General features: G+C 45.5%; 21 protein-coding genes. All 21 read right to left on the bottom strand.

Annotation, left to right across the window (positions count from 1 at the left end):
* Positions 1-165: 165 nt before the first annotated feature.
* On the bottom strand, positions 166-1,572 hold the full coding sequence (gndA, locus tag PUP35_RS14395; RefSeq protein WP_028013772.1) for an NADP-dependent phosphogluconate dehydrogenase: 1,407 nt from the start codon (positions 1,570-1,572) through the stop codon (positions 166-168).
* Positions 1,573-1,739: 167 nt separating this feature from the next.
* Entirely contained in the window at positions 1,740-3,110 is a 1,371-nt protein-coding gene (cpsG, locus tag PUP35_RS14400) for a colanic acid biosynthesis phosphomannomutase CpsG (protein WP_274240324.1), read from the bottom strand.
* Between the two features lie 67 nt (positions 3,111-3,177).
* Positions 3,178-4,605 (bottom strand): mannose-1-phosphate guanyltransferase, encoded by a 1,428-nt coding sequence (gene cpsB, locus PUP35_RS14405; protein ID WP_210867535.1) that lies wholly within the window; start codon positions 4,603-4,605, stop codon positions 3,178-3,180.
* Between the two features lie 6 nt (positions 4,606-4,611).
* Positions 4,612-5,625 (bottom strand): hypothetical protein, encoded by a 1,014-nt coding sequence (locus tag PUP35_RS14410; RefSeq protein WP_274240325.1) that lies wholly within the window; start codon positions 5,623-5,625, stop codon positions 4,612-4,614.
* Positions 5,609-6,211 (bottom strand): DapH/DapD/GlmU-related protein, encoded by a 603-nt coding sequence (locus tag PUP35_RS14415; protein WP_252093225.1) that lies wholly within the window; start codon positions 6,209-6,211, stop codon positions 5,609-5,611. Before PUP35_RS14415 ends, PUP35_RS14410 begins: the two co-directional genes overlap by 17 nt.
* A 2-nt stretch (positions 6,212-6,213) precedes the next feature.
* Positions 6,214-7,248, bottom strand: coding sequence for a glycosyltransferase family 4 protein (locus tag PUP35_RS14420; RefSeq protein ID WP_210867538.1), 1,035 nt, complete (start codon positions 7,246-7,248; stop codon positions 6,214-6,216).
* Positions 7,232-8,287, bottom strand: a complete 1,056-nt coding sequence (locus PUP35_RS14425) for a hypothetical protein (protein WP_274240326.1) — start codon at positions 8,285-8,287, stop codon at positions 7,232-7,234. The genes PUP35_RS14420 and PUP35_RS14425 overlap by 17 nt, the downstream gene beginning before the upstream one ends.
* 185 nt (positions 8,288-8,472) lie before the next feature.
* On the bottom strand, positions 8,473-9,363 hold the full coding sequence (locus PUP35_RS14430) for a glycosyltransferase family 2 protein (RefSeq protein WP_274240327.1): 891 nt from the start codon (positions 9,361-9,363) through the stop codon (positions 8,473-8,475).
* Positions 9,356-9,880: an acyltransferase gene (locus PUP35_RS14435; RefSeq protein ID WP_274240328.1), complete on the bottom strand. Its 525-nt coding sequence runs from the start codon at positions 9,878-9,880 to the stop codon at positions 9,356-9,358. Before PUP35_RS14435 ends, PUP35_RS14430 begins: the two co-directional genes overlap by 8 nt.
* Positions 9,881-9,942: 62 nt before the next feature.
* Positions 9,943-10,452 (bottom strand): acyltransferase, encoded by a 510-nt coding sequence (locus PUP35_RS14440; protein ID WP_271369745.1) that lies wholly within the window; start codon positions 10,450-10,452, stop codon positions 9,943-9,945.
* Between the two features lies 1 nt (position 10,453).
* A complete protein-coding gene (locus PUP35_RS14445; RefSeq protein WP_274240329.1) occupies positions 10,454-11,950 on the bottom strand; it encodes an oligosaccharide flippase family protein in 1,497 nt (498 codons plus the stop codon).
* On the bottom strand, positions 11,947-12,777 hold the full coding sequence (locus PUP35_RS14450; RefSeq protein WP_271369748.1) for an NAD-dependent epimerase/dehydratase family protein: 831 nt from the start codon (positions 12,775-12,777) through the stop codon (positions 11,947-11,949). The genes PUP35_RS14445 and PUP35_RS14450 overlap by 4 nt, the downstream gene beginning before the upstream one ends.
* Position 12,778: 1 nt before the next feature.
* Positions 12,779-13,330, bottom strand: a complete 552-nt coding sequence (gene rfbC, locus PUP35_RS14455) for a dTDP-4-dehydrorhamnose 3,5-epimerase (protein WP_210867544.1) — start codon at positions 13,328-13,330, stop codon at positions 12,779-12,781.
* A 14-nt stretch (positions 13,331-13,344) separates the two neighbouring features.
* Positions 13,345-14,208, bottom strand: coding sequence for a glucose-1-phosphate thymidylyltransferase RfbA (gene rfbA / locus PUP35_RS14460; RefSeq protein ID WP_210867545.1), 864 nt, complete (start codon positions 14,206-14,208; stop codon positions 13,345-13,347).
* Positions 14,208-15,293: a dTDP-glucose 4,6-dehydratase gene (gene rfbB, locus PUP35_RS14465; protein ID WP_252093232.1), complete on the bottom strand. Its 1,086-nt coding sequence runs from the start codon at positions 15,291-15,293 to the stop codon at positions 14,208-14,210. Before rfbB ends, rfbA begins: the two co-directional genes overlap by 1 nt.
* Positions 15,294-15,648: 355 nt before the next feature.
* The gene (gene galF, locus PUP35_RS14470) at positions 15,649-16,545 is read right to left on the bottom strand and encodes a GalU regulator GalF (protein WP_017383282.1); all 897 of its coding nucleotides are present in this window, start codon (positions 16,543-16,545) and stop codon (positions 15,649-15,651) included.
* 215 nt (positions 16,546-16,760) lie between these two features.
* Positions 16,761-17,756 carry an NAD-dependent epimerase/dehydratase family protein gene (locus PUP35_RS14475; RefSeq protein WP_211438253.1) on the bottom strand — a complete coding sequence of 332 codons (996 nt, stop codon included), beginning with the start codon at positions 17,754-17,756 and terminating at the stop codon, positions 16,761-16,763.
* A gap of 182 nt (positions 17,757-17,938) precedes the next feature.
* The gene (gene wcaM, locus PUP35_RS14480; protein ID WP_047652462.1) at positions 17,939-19,336 is read right to left on the bottom strand and encodes a colanic acid biosynthesis protein WcaM; all 1,398 of its coding nucleotides are present in this window, start codon (positions 19,334-19,336) and stop codon (positions 17,939-17,941) included.
* A 12-nt stretch (positions 19,337-19,348) separates the two neighbouring features.
* Entirely contained in the window at positions 19,349-20,569 is a 1,221-nt protein-coding gene (wcaL, locus tag PUP35_RS14485; RefSeq protein ID WP_274240330.1) for a colanic acid biosynthesis glycosyltransferase WcaL, read from the bottom strand.
* Positions 20,566-21,846 carry a colanic acid biosynthesis pyruvyl transferase WcaK gene (wcaK, locus tag PUP35_RS14490; protein ID WP_274240331.1) on the bottom strand — a complete coding sequence of 427 codons (1,281 nt, stop codon included), beginning with the start codon at positions 21,844-21,846 and terminating at the stop codon, positions 20,566-20,568. The genes wcaL and wcaK overlap by 4 nt, the downstream gene beginning before the upstream one ends.
* Before the next feature lie 17 nt (positions 21,847-21,863).
* Positions 21,864-23,342, bottom strand: coding sequence for a colanic acid undecaprenyl disphosphate flippase WzxC (gene wzxC, locus PUP35_RS14495; RefSeq protein ID WP_044596701.1), 1,479 nt, complete (start codon positions 23,340-23,342; stop codon positions 21,864-21,866).
* Position 23,343 lies beyond the last annotated feature (1 nt).

Consider the following 23,343-nt stretch of genomic DNA (forward strand, 5'->3'; position numbering starts at 1 on the left):
ACTGTTGGGCTTTGTACCTCCTGGCAAACTGAACTGTCAAGGCAAACCAGGAGTAATCACTACGAGCGGGGCGAGATTCAGACTACTTCGAATAACAGGCGACATTTTTTGCATAAAAAAACCCGGAGACAGGCTCCGGGTTTTGATGACAGCGAGTAAGTTAACTTATTCCATCCATTCGGTATGGAACACGCCTTCTTTATCGGTACGTTTGTAAGTATGCGCACCGAAGTAGTCACGCTGTGCCTGAATCAGGTTAGCTGGCAGAACAGCCGCACGGTAGCTGTCGTAGTAGGCTACTGCAGCAGAGAAGGTCGGAACCGGGATACCGTTCTGGACAGCGTAGGCAACCACATCACGCAGCGCCTGCTGATATTCGTCAGCAATTTTCTTGAAGTACGGTGCCAGCAGCAGGTTGGCGATACCGGCGTTTTCAGCATAGGCATCGGTGATTTTCTGCAGGAACTGCGCACGAATGATGCAGCCCGCGCGGAAGATCTTCGCGATCTCACCGTAATTCAGATCCCAGTTGTTCTCGTCTGATGCCGCACGCAGCTGAGAGAAGCCCTGCGCGTAAGAGACGATTTTACCCAGGTACAGTGCACGACGCACTTTTTCAACGAATTCGGCTTTATCACCCGCTGGTTTAGCCTGAGGGCCAGACAGCACTTTAGATGCCGCAACGCGCTGCTCTTTCAGGGAAGAGATGTAACGCGCGAAGACGGATTCGGTGATCAGTGACAGCGGTTCGCCCAGATCCAGAGAGCTCTGGCTGGTCCATTTACCGGTGCCTTTGTTCGCTGCTTCGTCCAGAATCACATCAACCAGGTATTTACCTTCTTCATCTTTTTTAGTGAAGATATCTTTGGTGATGTCGATCAGGTAGCTGTTCAGTTCGCCTTTGTTCCACTCGGTAAAGGTTTCAGCCAGCTCTTCGTTAGAAAGGTTAAGACCGCCTTTCAGCAGGGAATAAGCTTCAGCAATCAGCTGCATGTCGCCGTATTCGATGCCGTTATGCACCATTTTCACATAGTGACCGGCACCGTCAGGACCGATATAAGTCACACACGGCTCGCCATCTTCTGCAACAGCAGCGATTTTAGTCAGAATAGGCGCAACCAGTTCGTATGCTTCTTTCTGGCCGCCAGGCATGATGGATGGGCCTTTCAGAGCGCCCTCTTCACCACCGGAAACACCGGTACCGATGAAGTTAAAGCCTTCAGCAGAAAGTTCACGATTACGACGAATGGTGTCCTGGAAGAAGGTATTACCGCCATCAATGATGATGTCACCTTTTTCGAGGTAAGGCTTCAGGGAGTCGATAGCTGCATCGGTACCTGCGCCAGCTTTCACCATTAACAGGATACGACGAGGCGTTTCCAGAGACTCAACGAACTCTTTCACCGTATAGAAAGGAACCAGTTTCTTGCCAGGGTTCTCGGCAATGACTTCTTCGGTCTTATCACGGGAGCGGTTGAAAACGGAGACGGTATAACCACGGCTTTCGATGTTCAGCGCCAGGTTGCGCCCCATCACTGCCATACCGACAACGCCGATCTGTTGCTTGGACATTACATACTCCTGTCAGGTGTGGTCACCACGGCTTATGCGCGGCTTGAAATGTGGTTGAGATGTTAACTCAGTATTAGGTGACATGAATAGCTTTTGCTGATCTATGTCACACTGATTGCACAATCCAGGTACAGTCAAGCCGCCAGATATACGCTGGCGGCAGACCCTCACTTCCGGAGCAAAGCCAGAATTTCTTGCGTCTTCTCTTCCATCAGCGCCGTGTCAGCGCGGGACTCCACGTTCAGGCGCACCACCGGCTCGGTATTGGACGAGCGCAGGTTAAAGCGCCACTGCGGGAACGCCATGCTGATGCCGTCGGTACGGTCAATTTCCAGCGCGTGAATCGCAAAGTGCTGCTCCACGCGGGCAATCGCCTCGGCCGGCTCCGCCAGCTTGCTGTTGATCTCCCCGCTCGCCGGGAACGCCGCCATACGGTCGCGCACCAGCTCGCCCAGCGTCTGTCCCTTCAGGCACAGCAGTTCGGTCACCAGCAGCCACGGGATCATCCCGCTGTCGCAGTAGGCAAAGTCACGGAAGTAGTGGTGGGCGCTCATCTCGCCGCCGTAGATGGCGTCTTCTTCGCGCATGCGCTCTTTGATGAAGGCGTGGCCGGTTTTGGACATCACCGGCGTGCCGCCCGCCGCTGACACCACGTCGACGGTGTTCCAGGACAGGCGCGGGTCATGAATGATTTTCGCACCCGGGTTTTTCTCAAGGAACGCTTCCGCCAGCAGGCCGACAATGTAGTAACCCTCGATGAACTGCCCTTTCTCGTCGAACAGGAAGCAGCGGTCGAAGTCACCGTCAAAGGCGATGCCCATGTCCGCGCCGTGCTCAATCACCGCGTTGCGGGTGTCGTCGCGGCACTCCGGCAGCAGCGGGTTAGGAATACCGTTCGGGAAGTTGCCGTCCGGGGTGTTGTGCACTTTCACGAAGGTCACCGGCACGTTCAGGGCCTTAAAGCGCGCTTCCAGGGCATCGACAACCGGGCCGGCCGCGCCGTTGCCGGAGTTAATCACCAGCTTCAGCGGCTTCAGGTTTGCCACGTTGATGTAGCCCAGCAGGTGGTCGATGTACTCTTTCTGCAGGTTGATTTTTTTGTAGCTGCCGCGCTTCGCCTCGTTCACCGGCGGGAAATCGTTGGCTTCCGCCAGGCGCTGCACGTCACGCAGGCCGGTGTCGCCGCTGATAGGACGGGCGCCCTTGCGCACCAGCTTCATCCCGTTGTAGTCCATCGGGTTGTGGCTGGCCGTCACTTCGATACCGCCGTCCACGCCCAGGTGGAACGTGGCAAAGTAAATCTCTTCGGTTCCGGAAAGGCCGATATCCAGCACGTCCACACCCGCATCCTGCAGCCCTTTCGCCAGGGCCAGCTTCAGGGATTCGCTGGTCAGACGCACGTCGCCGCCCAGCACGATGGTCTGCGGTTTTAAGTATTCGCCGTACGCGCGGCCAATGCGCCACGCGATGTCTTCATTCAGCTCTTCGCCCAGCCTGCCGCGAATATCGTAGGCTTTAAAACAGGTTAATTTTTTCATAGGCTTCGCTCCTTCGGAGAATCATGTCCATTTCAAATATGTAGTTAATGGCATGGATTAATGGTAATCAGATTCGCCCGTAGCGATCTTTAAAACGAACGATATCATCTTCTCCAAGATACGTTCCGGAACGCACTTCAATGATATTAAGAGGTATTATTCCTGGATTTTCGAGGCAGTGACGAACTCCCTGAGGGATATAGATAGACTCATTTTCTCGGAGCAATTTCACTTCCTCACCCAAAGTTACCTGGGCAGTACCTGAAACCACAATCCAATGCTCAGCTCGGTGATGATGCATCTGTAAAGACAATCCTTCACCTGGCTTCACAGTCAGTCTTTTCACTTGATACCCATTACCCGTATCGATCGAGTCATACTTGCCCCACGGACGGTATACTTCGCGGTGAATGTGGTGCTCGTGGCGGCCATCCGCCTTGATCTTCTCCACCACTTTTTTAACGTCCTGCACGGCGTTACGATCGGCAATCAGCACAGCGTCTTTGGTCTGGACAACCACCAGATCTTTCACCCCAACCGTAGTCACCAGGCCAGACTCAGCGTAGACGTAGCTATTTTCCGTTGCATAGCTGATGACATCGCCATGATGAACATTGCCGCTGAGATCTTTATCACTGATATCCCATAATGAAGACCAGGAGCCAACATCGCTCCAGCCTGCATTCATTGGCACGACCACCGCATCAGCAGTTTTTTCCATAACGGCATAATCAATTGACTCGTCAGGACAGGCCAGAAATGCCTGTTCGTCTACCCTGACAAAATCCAGATCAGGGTCAACGCCAGCGATTGCCTCTTCGCAAGCGGCCAATATATCAGGTCGGAACTTCGCCAACTCTTCCAAATAACGTGATGCGCTGAACAAAAACATGCCACTATTCCAGTAATAATCACCACTGGCAATATATTCCTTAGCCGTAACCAAATCTGGTTTCTCAACAAATTGAGCTACATCAAAGGCAAATTTAAAGTTATTTTCAGATACGCATGTACCACGACGAATATAACCGTACCCCGTTTCAGGTTGATTAGGAACAATACCAAATGTGACTAACTTTCCCATCTCTGCAAGAGGTATTGCACTACTAACAGCTTGACGAAAAGCATCTTCATTCTTGATGACATGATCTGCAGCAAGAACAAGAATAAGAGAATCCTCAGACTGCGTAGTACGTAAGATGGTTAGAGCAGCTAGTGCTATAGCAGGAGCAGTATTTCTTCCTGTTGGTTCAAGAATGATATTCTGAGTTAGTTTATCAAGCTGACGCAACTGCTCAGCAACAATAAAACGGTGATGCTCGTTACAAATCACAATCGGGTTTTCACATGCAATACCATTAAGACGATTAATGGTTGTTTGCAGCATAGTCAGCTCCCCTGTTAGACAAAGAAACTGTTTCGGATAAAGCTCACGAGAACGCGGCCACAACCTACTACCTGCTCCCCCAGCCATAATTACTGGAAAAAGACTCATATATAATCAACCCTTTGTTAACAACGCATCAACCCATTCAGATAAAGATAAACATCCTGAAATTTTAACACGTTCATCTTCACTAATAAGATTTTTAATATATTTATCACATTGCTCGGTAGACCACTCTAGCCCTGTATCTCGATCAATAACCGTAACATTATGGCTATTAATATGTGCCAGCACTGTTGGGTTAGTTGTCACGAGCTTGCTATTACTTTGGAGTGTTTCCCATGTACGCATCGTCAGACCCGTTTGTTTCTGATGATGGATATCAATAGTATGATGACTTACAGCAGTAATTTCTTCTAGTTTTTTTCTTGAGATTGGTTTAAAAGTTACCCATTCTTTTGGACAAGAACGCAATGCGGGATTTAAGAGGTAATAAAAAATGTACTGCAATCGACTTTGGAAATATATCTTAACATAAGACTTGATTGTTTTTTTAGGACCTAAAAAACGAGAAAGCACATTTACACGATCACCATGATAGCTACCAATGAAGCAATAGTCGAATATTGTTTTTTTATCGTGATCATGTTGTTCATCATGATGACATGAATTATAAAATAGAGGTAAGTATGGTATTTTATATTTTTGACTATCTTTTAAATCAAAAGTATAAGTATAGTTAGATAATTTTGAAAGTGTAATAAACGTTTTAATATTGGATATAGAATCCCAGGTGTAAGTCGTTATATTAATATTATGATTACTACTTCGGAGTTTTTGTAAGAAAGAAGGAGTAATACAAGTTCCTTTTATTATTATAACTTCAGATATGGAAGATAAATCATTGACTACAGAATCATAAATATCCCTGCAATATTTTTCTGAGAGTCTAGAAGCATAGATTGGAAAGTTATATTTAAAAAGGGCTTTGGAAATTGATGAACATACAGGCCTGTCAGAAAAGCTATGGACTTTATCGAAATGTTTGCTTAACTCCTCTTCTATCAATTTTTTATAATCAAAAAAATTGGGGCAGATAAACAACACAGAATTAATTTTTGCCATCATACTTAACCCATTCGTTTTTATCAAAATCATATTGCTTTATAATTTTAACAGGGTTACCAACAGCAATTGAATATTCGGGAATACTTTTAGTAACTACCGAATTGGCCCCTATGATTGAAGACTTACCAATACGTACCCCAGGTAAAACTACAACCCCTTCACCTAGCCATACATTTGATTCAATATATACTGGATCGGTATGTAACTCTCTTTCTCTACAGATTGTATCGGGATGCGAATGATTGTTGCCGGCATATTGACCATGATTTAAGTCTGTAATAAATACCCTACTTGCAATCAATACGTTTTCTCCAAGACTGACACATTCCCCTGCAACAATATGGACTGAATCATTGATTTGACAATCAGTACCAATAATCAAAGCAGGTGTTTGCTTTTCACCATGTGCTTCAAGACGGCAGTAACGTCCGGTTGTAAAACCGCTACCTATTATGATCTTATCTTTACCGCGGATATCAAAAGGATGCCGGATAATGCGAGCATCACGACAAATTAGAAAAGTTAATAATTTATCTATAAATAAACGTAAAACACCGAATATACCGTACCGACGTAAAAAAGACATTATTACAAGAGCTCCTTATAAGCAGATAAGGTATCATTATAACATTTTTCCCAGGAAAACTTTTTCGCTTGAATAAAGCCTTCATTACGTAATTGATGGTAGAGCGCCGTATTTTGTATATCGTTAAGAGCTTGAGAAATTGTGGCTGGGTTAGGCTGTTCCAGTAAAACAGCAGCATTTCCAGCAACTTCTGGAATAGAGGAAACATTAACAGCGATTACGACACACCCGCTGCGCATCGCTTCAATTACAGGTATGCCAAAACCTTCATATAACGAAGGATAAAGTAAACAGAACACACGGTTATAAATTCCATTGAGTTCTTCATCAGTGACACGACCAAGATGTCGGTAGCGTCCAGGGATTTTACTTTCGAGAAGCGCTATTTCGTCACTTGTTAGCTGTCCGCCACCAACAATACTCAATACAAGTGAAGGAGAAAGCGCGAGAGCATCGACAGCCATGGAGAAGTTTTTATAACCACCTCTGGCACCAACAAACAACACTTCGTTAGTTTTAATAGTGTTATCTATTGGATAATATTTTTCCGAAACACCATTATGGACAATACGGATTTTATTTTCAGATACAGGACAAAATCTCATTAAATCATTGGCGGTATTTTGAGAGACACAAAGGATGAGATCGCTATTCCTAATCGCTCGATTTTTCTGCCAAGTATGCATCCATTGAGCTGGGCCACTACGGAAAAGCTCATAGGTAAAATCATGAACCGTCGTAATTATTTTTGACTGTTTCTTATTTACTGGCAAACGATAATGGGTAGAATGAAATATCGCGTCTTGATCAAATTCATTAATATTAACATCACGCCAGCGTTCTTGAATACGTAAAGTGCGATGAGAAACATGAGTATCATTACCGCTTAGCGTTATATTCTCATGACTGTTATTATATCTTATATAGTTTAATTTATGATTATCTTTTTGATAAAACGATAATATCTGCTCAAAATAAACCGTACAACCACCGCCATTTTGTAGGTTCTCAATGATTCCATCAATGACTAGTTTCATAAGAAATCTCTTTTCGCACAACTTTATTAGTTATGAAATATAAAACCGAAACAATTAAAAAGAACATCCCAGGTGTAAAATAACCAGCCCCTCGAATAAAGAATTCAAGGAAGCTTGCTAAATAAAAACTGGAAAAAAGCAATGTCTTTTTATCTATATTAAAGCGTTCTCGTCTCACTGCTATAAAAACTCTGACCCATCCCACAAGATATAGCATTACGATGAGAATACCAAAAAACCCAAATTCACCAATAATCTTTGGCGCAGTTGCACCGCCATCGAACTGATTAATATAAATATTAAGCATTTCGAAAATTTTATTAGATATATTCCCGTATATAGTGGATATACCATATTGCTGAAAACCTGCACCGATTGGACTCTGGTGCAAGGTCAAAAACGCATTATCCCATCCCTGCATGAGAACAAGTGCAGATAAATTATTAGTATCACTGGATAAATCCAACCGTTCTCGATAATAGACAAAAAAATCACTTTCGATAAATATATAAACAAGGATCGCAAACAAACAAAAAATGACAAATGCTGGTAAAAGATGTTTTGCTGAAATTACGTAGGCTAATACCACTGCAAGAATCATAGTGAAATTCTGAATATATACTCCCCAAAGCCCAAATATTAATAGCAAAATTAATCGTAACGGGCTTCTAATATTGCTAAATGAAAAATATATGAGTAAGGGTGCACAGACCAGAGCAAAATGCGAAGGTTCCTGGAATAAGAAGGTCGGTTTTTCCAACATCGTATTGAAAAAATCTATTTTTGTAAGGCTAATCATCGCATTGAAAATAATAACATATAATATGAATAAAACAGTAGAATGGATATCTATTTCCGATGTGTCATTAATTGCGTTTTTAACAACATAAGCAGCACTTGCTGATATAATAATAAAGATGAAACTCAAGAGGAACTTAGGAAAGTCGGGTTGAGCTAACTCTCCACCAAATATTAAATTCACTAGAGTAAAATGCAGAACGATAAAAAAGAAAAAGGATACTAACAGCAGAACGACCATTACATCCTTATTACTAAATACAATTTTTTGCTTATTAACCAGAACTCGCAAAAAAATAATAACAAGTGAACTTATTACTATTCCTATTGTGAATGAAGACTGATGCGCTAGTATCATTAGTAATGAAGGTAAAAATATTACCATGGAAGCCATCAGGGACAAATTGACAACATTCAATCGAATTTTCATTTCATTTTTAAACCATCAATGAGACCTTTGCAAATTGCTTTTTTCTGAGTATTAGAGGTCATCAACACAATATAGATTCTAGTAAGGAGTACAAAACTTAAGGCAATATATCTTTTGAATCCCTTCAAATTTTTTCGAATAAAATAAAGACGATTACGCGTTAAATGATACATTCCGAAATAAGAAAGATCTCCACCGGTACTAGCACCAACTTTATGATAAATAATAAGTGATGAAATAACGTTCACTATAAAACCTGCTTTATAAGCACGGAAAAGGAAGTCTGTATCATCATAATAAGCAAAATATTTCTCATCCATTTCACCGACTGCTTCCCAAAGTCTACGGGATATCATTAAGAAACATGTAGGCGCATAGGCATGCTGGTGAATTTCTTGATAATCAGATATATTATATTCTTTATCGATATTATTATGTGGTGCTAACGCTTTATATTCATCGAAATAACCGCCGCAATACCATATCTTTTTTTCAGGATAATTTAAAATTGTTGGCCCAACCATATCTAGTTTTTTTGTCTCAGCTTCAAAAACTAGTCTTTGCAATATATTTGGATCTTCAAATATCAAATCATTATTAAGAAAAACGATGTAATCACATTCGTGAATATATGCCACCTTCGCCCCTTGATTATTTCCAGCTGCGACACCAACATTCACGCCATGATTATCAATAAAATGGGTTGGAATATTAAAATCTGCACTTAATTTTTTGGCTAACTCTATAGGCTCCGGCGATGAGCTGTTATCTACTACATACAAGAAATAATTATTATAGTTTTGAAGAGCAAGGCTGGAAAAGAAATCTGATAAAACGTCGGGTGAATTATATAAAACAGTCACCAGCCCAATCTTAGGGTTATTCATATTTATAGCTTTCCCATGTGTTACTCTTTAAATTCAATGATTTTATAATTCGTGCAGGATTACCAGCCACTACGCAATTATCCGGTATATCTTTTGTAACAACCGATCGTGCCCCGACTACACAATTTTTACCTATTTTAACGCCAGGGTTGATATGTGAGCCAAAACCGATGAAACTATTATCACCGATTGAGACCGGCAATACTTTATTAGAAATACGATTACCAATTTTGTCTATTTCGTATTGCTCATCGAAAGGATGGATGATATCAACAATAGAGCAACAACCTGTGATAGAAACATTATTTCCAATTTTTATATGGTCTTTTGCTACGATATGCACATACTGTTCGATATTAACATTATCACCGATATCAATAACAACTCCCTTGCCACTATTCAAAACCTCAATTCTGGCACCATTGCGAATAAGAACATTTCGACCTATCGCAACACGCGAAGTATTCACCATAAGTAATGGTTTAATTATACGACTCCCATTGCCAAATTTAGCCATGATAATCCGATATCGTATAAGATCGATAAAATACATAATCTTATTACAGATTTTTTTTAATATCATGGCGCAACCCATTCACCGGTATTTTTATTGTAGTGTTTAATTATACGTGCCGGATTACCAGCAATCATAACAAAACCATCGGGAAAAGATTTTGTCACAACAGCGCCTGTCCCAACGATAGTCCAACTACCCAAGACTACCCCAGGTAGAACTTTTGCACCAAACCCAAGGAATACATTGTCCTTAAGCACTATTTCCCCTTTATCAATATCTTTCTGGGAAAGAATTGGACCAGCAGAAGGCGCCATTCCATGCGCCAATGTGCTTAAAAAAACATAATCGCTTAGTACCGAGTTCTCACCAATGACAATTTTTGAATTTGTATGAATATTAGCATATCGACCGATATAAACGCCGGACGCAATCTCTATTGAAGCTTGCGAATTATCACGGATGATGAACGTTGCGCCATGATGAATAAATGCTGATTTATCGATATTAACTCTGCGATCCGTAAAGTATAAATATTTTATTTTGTAATATACGTTTAATATTCTGCTTAGCACATTACCTCCCTAATATATGTTTTATTTTTATTGTGTTTTTTAAAATAAATATTGCAGTCAACACTAAAAGTACAAACATAGACGTGGAAAAAAGTATATATTCTGTTCCATCTGTTATGTTCATTTTTACCTTCATAAACGAAAGGATTACCGTAAACAAAACTAATGGTCCACCTGCCAGCAGTAACCTATAGCGAAGCCTACTTCCTTCCTGAGCAGAGATTCCTATTAGTTTGAATGAATATATAAGCATGATAAGGGCTGTTGATATTGCCAAGGATATTGCAGAAGCATATATACCGTACTTGCTAACAAACACATATGTAAGAACCACACTTACTACTCCTTCGAGTAATGGTAAATACATAATCTCATTTTGTTTGCCCTTTGCCAGGTAAACGAGTCCCAGCGGGGAACCAATCAATCGAGTTAAGTTAGTCAACAGTAAGAATGAAAAAATGGGGTATGTCCGTATCGCCACATCATACCCTACCCATAATTCCATTACATATTTACCAATACAGAAATTAGCGATTAGGATAAAGAAAGAAAGATATAAAAGTGTTTGTGATAACAAAAACACAAAGCGATCAAGCGAATTTTTATCGTCCCGATGAACCATTTTAATCAAAGGCTGCAATACTGGAGTAATTGCTGCATTCAAAAAACCAACCACAGCAGTTACTAATGTAATCGACAATGCATAATATGCATATTCTTTGAATGCAAACTTGCCAATCAAAACACTATTTAGGTTTACAATTAAGAATGTGGATAGATTAAAAATGAAGACACCCAAACAATAATTAACAAACTCACTGAATTTAAAATTACTTATTGAATTTTTAGCTTGCGTATTCCCAATAGTTTTTAAAACGCTAGCTTTCCTATATAAAAGGTAAGTTATTATATAGGAAAAAATATTTATCAATAAAAATACACATGCCATCGTAAGCATACTGTTTCTTGCTGATAAATATATCCCCACCCCAAGAATTATGCGTGAAGTTAAGTTTATATATGCTGGTATTTCGTTTTTCTCAACCCCGGTAAAATAACCATTATATGAACTGGTAATTAATCCTATAATAAAAGAGAGAGAAACAATAAAAAAAACAACAGGAGCAAAAGGAGAATCTTCCTGCTTTATAGCATTAAAGATTTCATAAAAATTATAATAGCTAAAACAAAGAACAGTAACTGATACCAGCACACCAAGCAAGGATATGATTAATCCGAAATTTATTACACGACGAACTTGTAGTTCATTCTGCTGTGCTTTCGCCAATGTTACGTAACGTGCAACTGATAATTGTCCAGTAAAACCAATTAATGAAAAAAATGCACCAACTTGCAAAGCCAAAGACCAAATGGCAAAATCATTTATTGATAGTATTTTAATCAATAAAGGGGATATAATTATCCCCAAGATTACATTTGAAAACCCATTTATTACATTTGATATGGCATTTTTTATGAGTCGATTAAACCCACTCATTGGTAGTTTACCATCTCAGCTCGGAAACGAGTCACCATATTTTCGATATCATCAAGTACGTTTCTTGGATTATATTCTGGCATAACAGATTTAAGAATACTGATGTCGTTAACGGGAAATACTTCTCTTGGGAAGTTACGCTCGTGCCAGGTTACTGTACAATTTGTTGTTTGAATCAGTACATCAGCAATCTGCTCTGCAGAAATATTATATCCAGCAGCTATATTATAAATATTCCCAGATGTATTCTTATTCTGTGATAAGTTGATGCAAGCTTCCGCCACATCCTCGACCGACACATAATCTTTTTCATAATGTCGATCAATGAACATGTCGATATGACCATTATTAATTGCATTACGTGTAATTGATGGTAAAAATAGCGGGCTATTCAAAGCTACCCCATAAACATTACTTGGTCTGACAATAACAATATCTTTTCCGCTTTTAAGGCATAGCTCTTCTGATACAAGTTTTGTCAGATTAAATAACCGACGAGCATCATCCTCACTAACAACCAAATCGGCATTTTCTCCTGTATCACTGCCATTCATGTAAACACGAGTAGAAGACATAAACACCAAGCGATTAAATTTCGAACGCTGCAAAACTTCAGACAGAAGTGCGCAGTTAGCCTGGAAGACATTAAATGGTGTGTTTTGACAATCACCATTGCCGGCACAATAAATGACGGTGCCCAAGTCTTTTGTAAAGAGGGTTTGCTCGTCTCGTTGTGGAACCCAAACATCGTGTTTTAGTTCTTTTAACTGTTCGACGATCTCGTTACCAATGAATCCCCGTCCTCCAATTACTGTATACTGGGCCATTTTACCATCCCTCCTTAATATTTTTAGTTATTTGTTCTAATGAAGGAAGAATTTTGTCTTTCTCAGATAGAATTGGATCTTTAATTGGCCAATCAATATTCACAATTGAGTCGCTCCAGATTAATCCGCCTTCATCAGATGGATCGTAGAAATCTGTGCATTTATATTGAAAATCAGCACTATCACTTAACACACAAAAGCCATGAGCAAACCCCGGGGGAATGTAAAACTGAATTTTATTCTCTCCGGTTAACACAATAGATTCATACTGGCCAAATGTCGCAGAACCAAATCGGAGATCAACCGCGACATCGAAAACTTCGCCCTGAGTGACTGTTACCAATTTTCCTTGGGGTTTCGTTTTCTGGAAATGGAGTCCTCGTAATACGCCTCCTGTTGAACGAGAGCGGTTATCCTGAACAAATTCCTCCTTAATACCCGCGTCTTTGTAGCGTTTTGCATGAAATGTCTCATAAAAGAACCCACGTTCATCGCCGAAAACTCGAGGCTCAATAACCAGTACACCTTCCAACTTTGTTTTAATAACGTTCATGATGAAATGGACTCTTATTTTACGAGATTTAACAAGTAGTTACCGTAACCAGTTTTAGATAAAGTGTTGCCAATAGACTTGACCATTTCTTTATCTAACCACCCTTGGTTGTATGCAATTTCTTCGAGGCACGCAATTTTAAAACCTTGCCGTTTCTCGACAGTTTGCACAAATTGTGATGCCTCAAGTAACGAATCATGCGTACCGGTATCCAGCCATGCGAAACCACGACCTAGTTGCTCAACTTTCAGCTCACCCATTTCGAGATATTTTTGGTTAACACTAGTTATTTCAAGCTCGCCCCGCTCCGAAGGCTGTACTTTCTTAGCAATATCAACAACACGATTATCATAAAAATAAAGGCCCGTAACGGCCCAATTTGATTTTGGCGCTTTTGGTTTCTCTTCTATGGATATTGCATTAAAATCTTTATCAAATTCAACGACCCCAAAACGTTCAGGATCCATAACTTTGTAACCAAACACTGTCGCACCATTAAGATTTTCGACTGCATGTTTAAGTTGTTTTCCAAAAGACTGACCAAAGAAAATGTTGTCACCTAGCACCAGGCAAACACTATCATCACCGATGAAATCTTCACCCAAAATAAATGCCTGAGCGAGCCCATCTGGAGTAGGTTGAACCTGATACTGTAAATTGATACCAAACTGATTACCATTGCCAAGAATACGTTTAAAGCTTGCCTGATCTTCCGGCGTCGTAATCAATAAAATGTCGCGAATCCCGGCCAGCATCAGCACCGACAGAGGATAATAAATCATAGGTTTGTCATAAATAGGTAATAACTGCTTAGACGTACCCAATGTAATCGGATGCAAACGCGAACCAGAACCGCCCGCAAGAATAATGCCTTTCATTAATTATTATCCCCATATTGTTTTGAAAGCCATGAAGCATATGCTCCACTTTTTACATTATTTACCCACGATTCATTAGATAAATACCACATAACTGTTTTACGAATACCACTCTCGAAAGTTTCTTGAGGATGCCAACCAAGCGCATTGCCAATTTTAGTTGCATCGATTGCATAACGACGATCGTGCCCAGGCCGATCCTTAACATAAGTAATCTGATCGCGATAAGATCCTTCTTTAGGCACAATTTCATCCAGCAGGTCGCAAATCGTATGCACCACCTCGAGGTTCTGCTTCTCGTTATGACCGCCGATATTGTACGTTTCACCCGGTTTCCCCTGAGTGACAACGGTGTACAGTGCGCGCGCATGATCTTCGACATACAACCAGTCACGGATCTGATCGCCTTTACCGTAAATTGGCAGAGCTTTACCTTCCAGCGCATTCAGAATAACCAACGGGATCAGCTTTTCAGGGAAGTGGTACGGACCGTAGTTATTCGAACAGTTGGTGACAATAGTTGGGAAACCATAGGTACGCAGCCAGGCACGAACAAGATGGTCGCTTGAGGCTTTCGACGCTGAATACGGGCTGCTAGGTGCATAAGCCGTGGTTTCGGTGAAGAGCGGCAGCTTAGTTGATGCCGGATGCTCATCAGGATGTGGCAAATCACCATACACTTCGTCGGTAGAGATATGATGGAAACGAAACGCTTTCTTCGCCTGTTCCTCCAGCGTTGACCAATACGCACGAGCGGCTTCCAGCAGCACATACGTGCCGACGATATTGGTTTCGATAAACGCAGCCGGGCCGGTAATAGAACGATCGACGTGACTTTCAGCGGCCAGGTGCATCACCGCATCAGGCTTATGCTTTGCGAAGATGCGATCTATAGCGTCTTTATCACAAATGTCCGCATGTTCAAAGGCATAGCGGTCGCTTTCGCTGACTTCACTAAGCGACTCAAGATTACCGGCATAGGTCAGCTTATCCACATTGACGACATCGTCTTGGGTATTTTTAATAATATGTCGTACAACTGCTGAGCCGATAAAGCCGGCCCCCCCCGTCACAAGAATTTTCACGTTATCTGTTCCGTCTAGTGTATATGTCTGGATACTGGCGTTCTGAAACCTGAGCTTGTATAAGCGGTTTCAGAAATTGAGCACGCTACCGCCCCTGGCTTAACAGCTACCAGTGCACTGAGCGATGTTTGATTAAATGATTTTTCTCGTCTGTTTACAGACAAAAAACTGCCGTTAATTGTCGTCCTAAACGACCTCAGAAACAAGCACAAATCGCTACAAAGCGGTCCAGGAGCGGTCTGGATAACTCTATGTAAATATTGAATTTATAACAAAAAACGGCAGTCATCATTTTGGTTGGATATTAACACACCAAAATAATGACTGCCGCTTGCTCAGGTCGGAGACAGAAATATCAGTCGTTAGCCAGCAGCTTCTCAATGCGGCTTCTGAACTTCGCCCCTTCCTTCAGGTTACGCAGGCCATAGTTCACGAACGCCTGCATATACCCCATTTTCTTACCGCAGTCGTAGCTGTCGCCGGTCATTAACATCGCGTCGACAGACTGCTTCTTCGCCAGTTCGGCAATCGCGTCGGTCAACTGAATACGATCCCAGGCGCCTGGCTCAGTTTTTTCCAGTTCTGCCCAGATATCTGCGTTCAGAACGTAACGGCCTACGGCCATCAGATCTGAATCCAGCGTCTGTGGTTGATCCGGTTTTTCGATAAACTCAACGATGCGGCTCACCTGCCCTTCCGTCTCCAGCGGTTCTTTGGTCTGGATGACGGAGTACTCAGAAAGATCGCCTTTCATGCGTTTCGCCAGGACCTGGCTACGGCCGGTTTCATTGAAACGTGCTACCATTGCCGCCAGGTTGTAACGCAGCGGATCGGCAGAAGCGGTATCGATGATGATGTCCGGAAGAACAACAATGAATGGGTTATCACCCACAACCGGACGGGCACACAGAATAGAGTGCCCCAGACCCAGCGGCTGCGCCTGACGGACGTTCATAATGGTCACGCCCGGTGGACAAATAGACTGTACTTCCGCCAGCAGTTGGCGCTTAACGCGCTGCTCAAGCAGCGCCTCAAGTTCGTAAGAGGTGTCGAAGTGGTTTTCTACCGCGTTCTTGGACGAGTGAGTAACCAGGACGATTTCTTTGATCCCTGCAGCAACAATCTCGTCGACAATGTACTGAATCATTGGCTTGTCGACGATCGGCAGCATCTCTTTTGGAATGGCTTTTGTGGCCGGCAGCATATGCATGCCCAGGCCTGCTACCGGAATGACTGCTTTCAAATTGATCATTATCTCTTCCACCTTAATATGGTTGACGAAGTATAAACTGTGTCAGGAAAAATGCCTGTAGAAGAAAGTCTACTTCGTCGAATGCAAATCACGTTTGGCTCATAACTCTGATTACTAAAGCTCATTACGCTATAAGTGTGACCCAGAATCGTCGGAAACCCTACCAATAAAGAAGAAGAAAAACGTGTTTCCGACAAATCCCAGATTCTAAGTCATTACTCCGAAACGAACGTGATGTCATCTTTCTTCTCATGTACGAACTCATACTTCAACGTACGGTCCAGCCCTTGAGATAAGGTATAAGGCGCTTTAAAACCTGAGGCGTGCACTTTCGTCGCATCAAATTGAGTGGTGGCACAGAATTTTTTGACACGCACGGAACTGATCGCATACTTCTTTCCGGTGACTTTGCTAAGAATATCAAAGCAATAACCGCCAAGCATCCCTAAAGGATAAGGGAGATGAACTGATGGGATTTTTTTGCTAAGGCTCTTTTCTACCTCGGCAACGAGCTGATTCATATTCAGATCGGGTTTATCTACATAGTTGTATACGTCGTAACCAGGTTTGACGTTGCTCAATCGGAATTTGATAAACTCAACAATATTACCGACATAAGCCATAGACTTATAGTTAGTTCCGGCACCTACCATTGCGAATTTTCCACCCGCAATTTGCTTAAGAAGATTGAAGACATTGCCTCGATTGCGTTCACCAAAAATGACCGTTGGACGAACAATTGTCAGAGATCGCTCTTCTGGAGCTTTGTTGAACCATTCGCGCAGTACCTCTTCCGCCTGCCACTTACTTTTACCATAGTGGTTAAAAGGATCGTGCGGGTGAGATTCATCAGGATTGACTTTATTTAGACCATAAACGGCAACTGAGCTGGTAAAAATAATGTTCTTAACATTATTTTTTTCCATAGCTGCCAGTACGTTACGCGTTCCCTGAACGTTTACATCGTAGTAAAGCGAGGTTGGGCTAACATCATCACGATGTTCGGCAGCGAGTAATACTACCGTGTCGAAACCGGCAAGAGCATGATCGAGTTGCTCCTGATTGCGTACATCTCCGGAGACAGTAATCTCAGGGTAGAAATGGCTTTGCTGCTTGTCGAAGTTGGTAACATCAAACTCAGCCTTAGAAATCTCGATCAAACGAGTCCCAACGAAACCGGACGCGCCAATAAACAAAACTTTATCGTTCATAAACCACTCAGTGCGTTATGTGTGTTTGGCAAACCTCCGGTAATCACTGTATTCCCTGAGGTATCGCTAAAGATAAGACAGAACTGACGAAAATGTGGCACGGATTATAAACCCTAAAATCGCTGAGTTCAGTAACAAATTTTAGGGGTTACCGCGCACTCAATGAGATGTGACGTCAATACTTACTTTCTGAAGGAAGGAAGCGCAAAGTTCAGCCTTTCCACATTCACTACCTGCTGGTCGACCCGGTCAATATCCACCGAACTCTGCCCCTTCTCATTCACAGCTTTTATGTTCGCCAGTGACAGCAACGTCTCGTCTTTCGCCATAAACTTGCCCCGCACATCCTTGCGCAGGTCGAAGTTGATCTTCAGGGCAGGACCCACGGCGGCTTCCTGCATCACATTGATATTGCGTAAGAAAAGATGCTGCGGTTTGTTGTGCAGTTCCAGCGTTGCACGCTGCATTTCCACATTGGTTATCGCCACAAACGACGTGGCGTTGCCGGATGAAATCTGTATTCCGCGCAATTTATACGCAAGCTGGCGGTTATCGAGGTGAATATTATTGAGCTTGAAGTTCTGCGGGATGGACAAATAATCGCCTTTTATAACCCCATAGCCGATTAACATTCCGGCACTGTTAACCATGTCGACATTATCAATAATGAAATTATCACAGCCATAAATGGCCACGGTGGCGTTGTCTATTCCCGCTTTTTTACTGAAGTCGGGAGTAATATTTTTGGCTTTGATATTACGAATAACAAAATGCTTACCGTTTTCAACATGCACCAGCTGGCGACAGTTGCTGCCGGTGATGTTTGCCACCACGAAGTTCTTAACGGTTTGTTTTTCCGGGTAGTCGTTGTCGTAGGTGCTGCCGGCGAGGCCAATACCGATGCCCCAGTTGATTTTGCCGTTGGTGCAGTTGATGTTGTCGATAACATGGTCGGAGATCAGGATATTGCGATCGTTGATGGCGACGTTCCACTCGATTGCATCGCCCTGCAGATGGCTAAATTTGCTGTTGGTGATGCGGGCGCCATCCACCTGGTTATGGAAACCCTGGCGCAGAATGGCGTAGTTGGCCTGGCTCACGCTAATGTTATCAATCAGCAGATTGCGCATCACGCTGGGTTTCTTGCCGCCGATGTAGATCTGCGTCACCGGGCCAAAACCGCTCATGGCCAGCCCTTTGATGACGCAGTCAGAGCCGCGAACGTCGAGCGTGATGTTCTCCGTGCGGCCAGCACCTTCGCCTATCACTTTGCTGCCTTCCTGCAGAACAAAGCGGCCGCGCCCGTTGCCGGTTAACGCCCCACGGATCAGCAAGGTTTTACCGTCGGGAATGAAAATGCCCGTATTGATGTTTTCGCAGGTGAGCCCGGCCGGGACCACGACGGTGTCACCGTCATTAAACGCCTGCTTAAAAGCGGCGATCCAGTCGTTGTTATTGTACTGATTGACAGAGACCGTTCTGCCGCTTGCCGCCCGCGCAATGCGGGACGACAGCAGGGGCGTGGCCGCCAGAACGGACAGAGAAGAGACAAAGGTGCGTCGGGTAATCTTTTTCAGCATACATCCTCGGCGTTACAGCGTTTGCAGCAGGCTCGCTAGCTGGCGGTTAATCACCTGCTGGTTAAAATCGGCTTCAACTTTTTGTCGGGCGTTGTGGAGCACGGGCTCCAGCGACTGCTGGTCGATGTCGCTAAAGGCGGCTAAACGGTCCGCAAGGGCCATCGCGTTATTCTCCGGCACCAGCCAGCCGGAATGGTCAGACTTAATCAGCTCAGGGATCCCGCTGTGCAGAGTCGATACCACCGGAATACCTACAGCCATCGCCTCCATCAGCGCCACCGGAATGCCTTCCATGTCGCCATCGGCACCCGTTACGGAAGGCAGCAGAAATACATCTGCCTCATCGAGCATGGCCTTGACCTCGTGGCTCGGCTTAAAGCCCGGCATCTCTACGACATCTTCCAGCTGATACTGTTCGATAAGCGTGCGCAGACGACGCTCCCACGGCCCAATGCCGAGAATGCGGTAGTGGAAATCCACCCCGCGCGCTTTCAGCTGGCGGCAGGCTTCAATCGCCACATGCAGGCCTTTCTTCTCGGTCAGACGGGCTACGGAGATGATCTGCAGCGGTTTGCCCGGCACCTTCACCGGACGGCGGGTAAAGCGCGTTAAATCGACGCCCATGCGCGAAACGGCAATTTTCTCTCCTGGGCAGCCCATGTTTTTCAGGCGTCCGGCCCACAGTTCGCTGATGGGCAGCATCATGTCGCCACGCCGGAAAAGCTGCTGGTATTCCGGCGTGTAGTGGTTCAGCACTTCGCGGCTGGAGATGTCGATACCGTGGAAGATGGTCGCAATTTTACCGTCAATCACGCCCAGTTCGCGCAGCTTCGCGGCGGTGACGCCAGCCGGGCCAAAGTGGGCGATAAATACGTCAGCACGATACGGCTGCGCAGTTTGCCCGCAGATGGCCGACAGGATCAGATTGCGAGATTCCGAACCATAGCGGGAAATATTCAGCGCCCGCCACGTCGACGCGCGGTGGATCCCGCGCAACGTCTGGCTGGCCCGGTGGCGTAGCTTGCTCAGCTTCCCGGACGGCTCATCCTGCAGCCAGCGGGTTTTAGCCTCCAGCCCATACTGGGTATATGCCGCATGGGTATTTTGGGTATCGCCCTTTTGCAGGGCGATAATCTCCACGTCATATCCCATATCGATAAACGCGGTGATTTGGTTCAGGACAAACGTTTCAGACGACAGCGGAAATTTCAGTAAGAAGAAACCAACCTTCATTTCCCCTCCCGCACGCGGTCAAGTACCGATTTCACCATTCCAATGCCTTTTTCGCGCTCGGCTTTCACCGCAACGGCCAGACGCTCGTTGATCGCAGGCAGCTGGCCGAGCGTATCCCCCACCATCGCGCCAAGGGAACCATCCAGCAGATGACGAATATCCACGGCCATTTCCGGCATACCGAGCTGCTGCATGATCCCGGCGGACTTGTGTTCGTAGTTGATGGCTATGGCAGGCGTGCCAAAGTTCATGGAGATAATCGCCGAGTGCAGACGCGTGCCGACGGTCAGGTCGCAGGCGGAGAGCAGCTTGCCCATCTCCAGGTCGTTCAACTCGTCCATCACCACATGATAGCGGGACGGATCGTTCACCAGGTTGCGCAGGTTCAGCGCCACCATACGATCGTCTTTGTTGTAGCTGTCGATGCCGGTACAGGTGGACAGCGCCAGCACCTGGTACCCGCTGTCCAGCACGCGGTTCACCACGTCGGCGAACACTTGCTCATACGCCGCCTGCGTCGTGCCTAAACGTTTATCGAAGGGCGCCAGCTCGCGCAGGGTAATCGCGACGGTTTTCTGTTTCGCCGCCACGTCGAGCCAGTGCTGCACCGCGTAGCTCGGCTGGAAGCTGTCGTCCTGGTGATCCACCAGCCAGGCAGTGTCCACGCCGTGCTCAACTTTTGAGGTGTCTATTTCGCTGCGCTTCATCATGTCGAGGCTGACCGACTCGCGCAGGATCAGCGCGTCGCAGTGGCCGAAGACATAGTTTGCCAGCTGGTTAAACTGCGGATCCTGGAATGGCCCCACGCTGTGGCCAATCATAAACAGCGGCTTTTTCGCCATAAAGGTGCAAAGCGCATGCTCAAACTGCGGCACGCCGTAGAGATCGACGAAGAACGAACCGCCAACCTGGATAATAGCGTCATAGCCGGACAGCAGACGAACAAAGTCGGTGAAGCCCTGGGCGATCGCGATGTTGCGCAGCTTGCCGGTATCGGTCACGCGGGAAAGCAGCACCTGGTGCTGGTAGCGACGACGCAGCACTTTCTTCACGCGGCCCATCACGCCCGCGGCGTTATTGTGCTGTTTCATCTGGCTGTAGAGCGGGTCGCCCATCACCGGGCGGTTCAGTAACCAGGATGAGCTAACCGGATAACGGCTCATCACGTCCACTTCGGTCTCAGGCTTAAGGGTGTTAATTGCATCCAGTAAACCGCGCAGAATGGCGCTGTCGCCACGGTTGCCGCAGGTATGGTTGCCAAGAATTAATAATTTCATAATGGCCTCTTAAATAACTAGCCTGCGCGAAGCAGCGTTTTCATTTTTTCGTTACGGCAAAACTGGCGCTTCATCTCCACCACCAGCGCATTGCGTGACAGCACAATCATCACGCCAAATGCCAGCGCGCCCGCGGCAACCTGCACCGCCAGCAGCGCGGCCAGCGGCAGGTGACCGCTGAGGATGATGCCCAGGCCGTAGCTCACCGCCAGGGTCGGCAACGAGAGATAGAACGGCAGCCACAGGCTCAGGATGTACTGACGGTAGCTGGAGCCCAGCACCGGCTTGATCATGATGAAGTAGCTCAGAACGGTATTGACGATCTGCACCAGCAGGAAGCCCAGCGTGACGCCGATGGCGCCCGCCATATGCCCGCCGACGATAATCGCCGGAATAAACAGGAAGGTTTTGAACACGTTGAACTTAAAGCTGATATCCACGCGCGCTTTTGCCATCAGCAGGGAACCAATCGGATTCCCCACGGAGCGCAGGAGCCCCACCACGCACAGCAGCTGAAGGATCGGGATGATGCCGTTCCACTTCTCGCCAAACACCAGCGGCACGAAGTTGCTGGAAACCACCATCAGCCCCAGCAGCACCGGGAAGTTGATAATCCCCACCACGGAAAGCAGCTTGTAGAAGTTGACGCGCAGCTTCTCGGTGTCGTCCTGAATCTTGGCAAACGCCGGGAACAGGACGCGGGTGATGATCGGGTTCAGCTTCATTGGCGGCACCACCGCGACGTTGTAGGCCAGGTTGTAGCCCCCCGCCACGCTCGCGCCAAGAATACGCGCCAGCACCAGCGTCGACAGGTTGGTATTCACATAGTTGATGATGCTGTCCGCCGTCAGCCACGCGCCAAAGCGCAGGTTGGACGAGACGGACGCAAGAGAGAAATGAAGCCCGGGACGGTAAATTTTGCGGCCAAAGTAGCCGAACAGCAGCGTACGCACGGCAGAGTTAACCAGGTATCCCAGGATTGCAGTCATCGCCAGCGGCCAGAAATGGGCGCTCACGACGGTAAAGGTAAAGCCCGCCAGCACGGCGCTGGTCTCGATCATGCCGATCTTGTTGAACTCCAGCTCTTTCTGCATCAGCGCGCGGAACTGCTGCCCGTGCGGGATCACCACGAAAGCAAAGGACAGCGTGCGCATCAGCGGAGCGAGATCCGGGTTGTGCAACACGCTGGCGATGGTGTCGCTCAGCAGGAATACCAGCACGAACACGAAAATCCCCAGCCCCACGTTCAGCCAGTAGAGCGTGGTCAGCTCAAGATGGCTGATCTCTTTGCGCTGGATAATCGAGTTGGCGATACCAAAATCAGACAGCGTATCGGCCAGCGCGATAATCACCAGCGAGACGGTCAGCAGGCCGAACTGGTGGTTATCAATGATGCGCGCCAGTACGGTCATCTGCACCAGGCCGAGGCCAATGATGACGATGGTCGCCATCGCTGACCACTTCGCCCCGCTGATGGTTTTTTCACGTAAGCTCATC

Source organism: Enterobacter sp. S-33, assembly GCF_028735835.1.
Lineage (GTDB): Bacteria > Pseudomonadota > Gammaproteobacteria > Enterobacterales > Enterobacteriaceae > Enterobacter > Enterobacter vonholyi.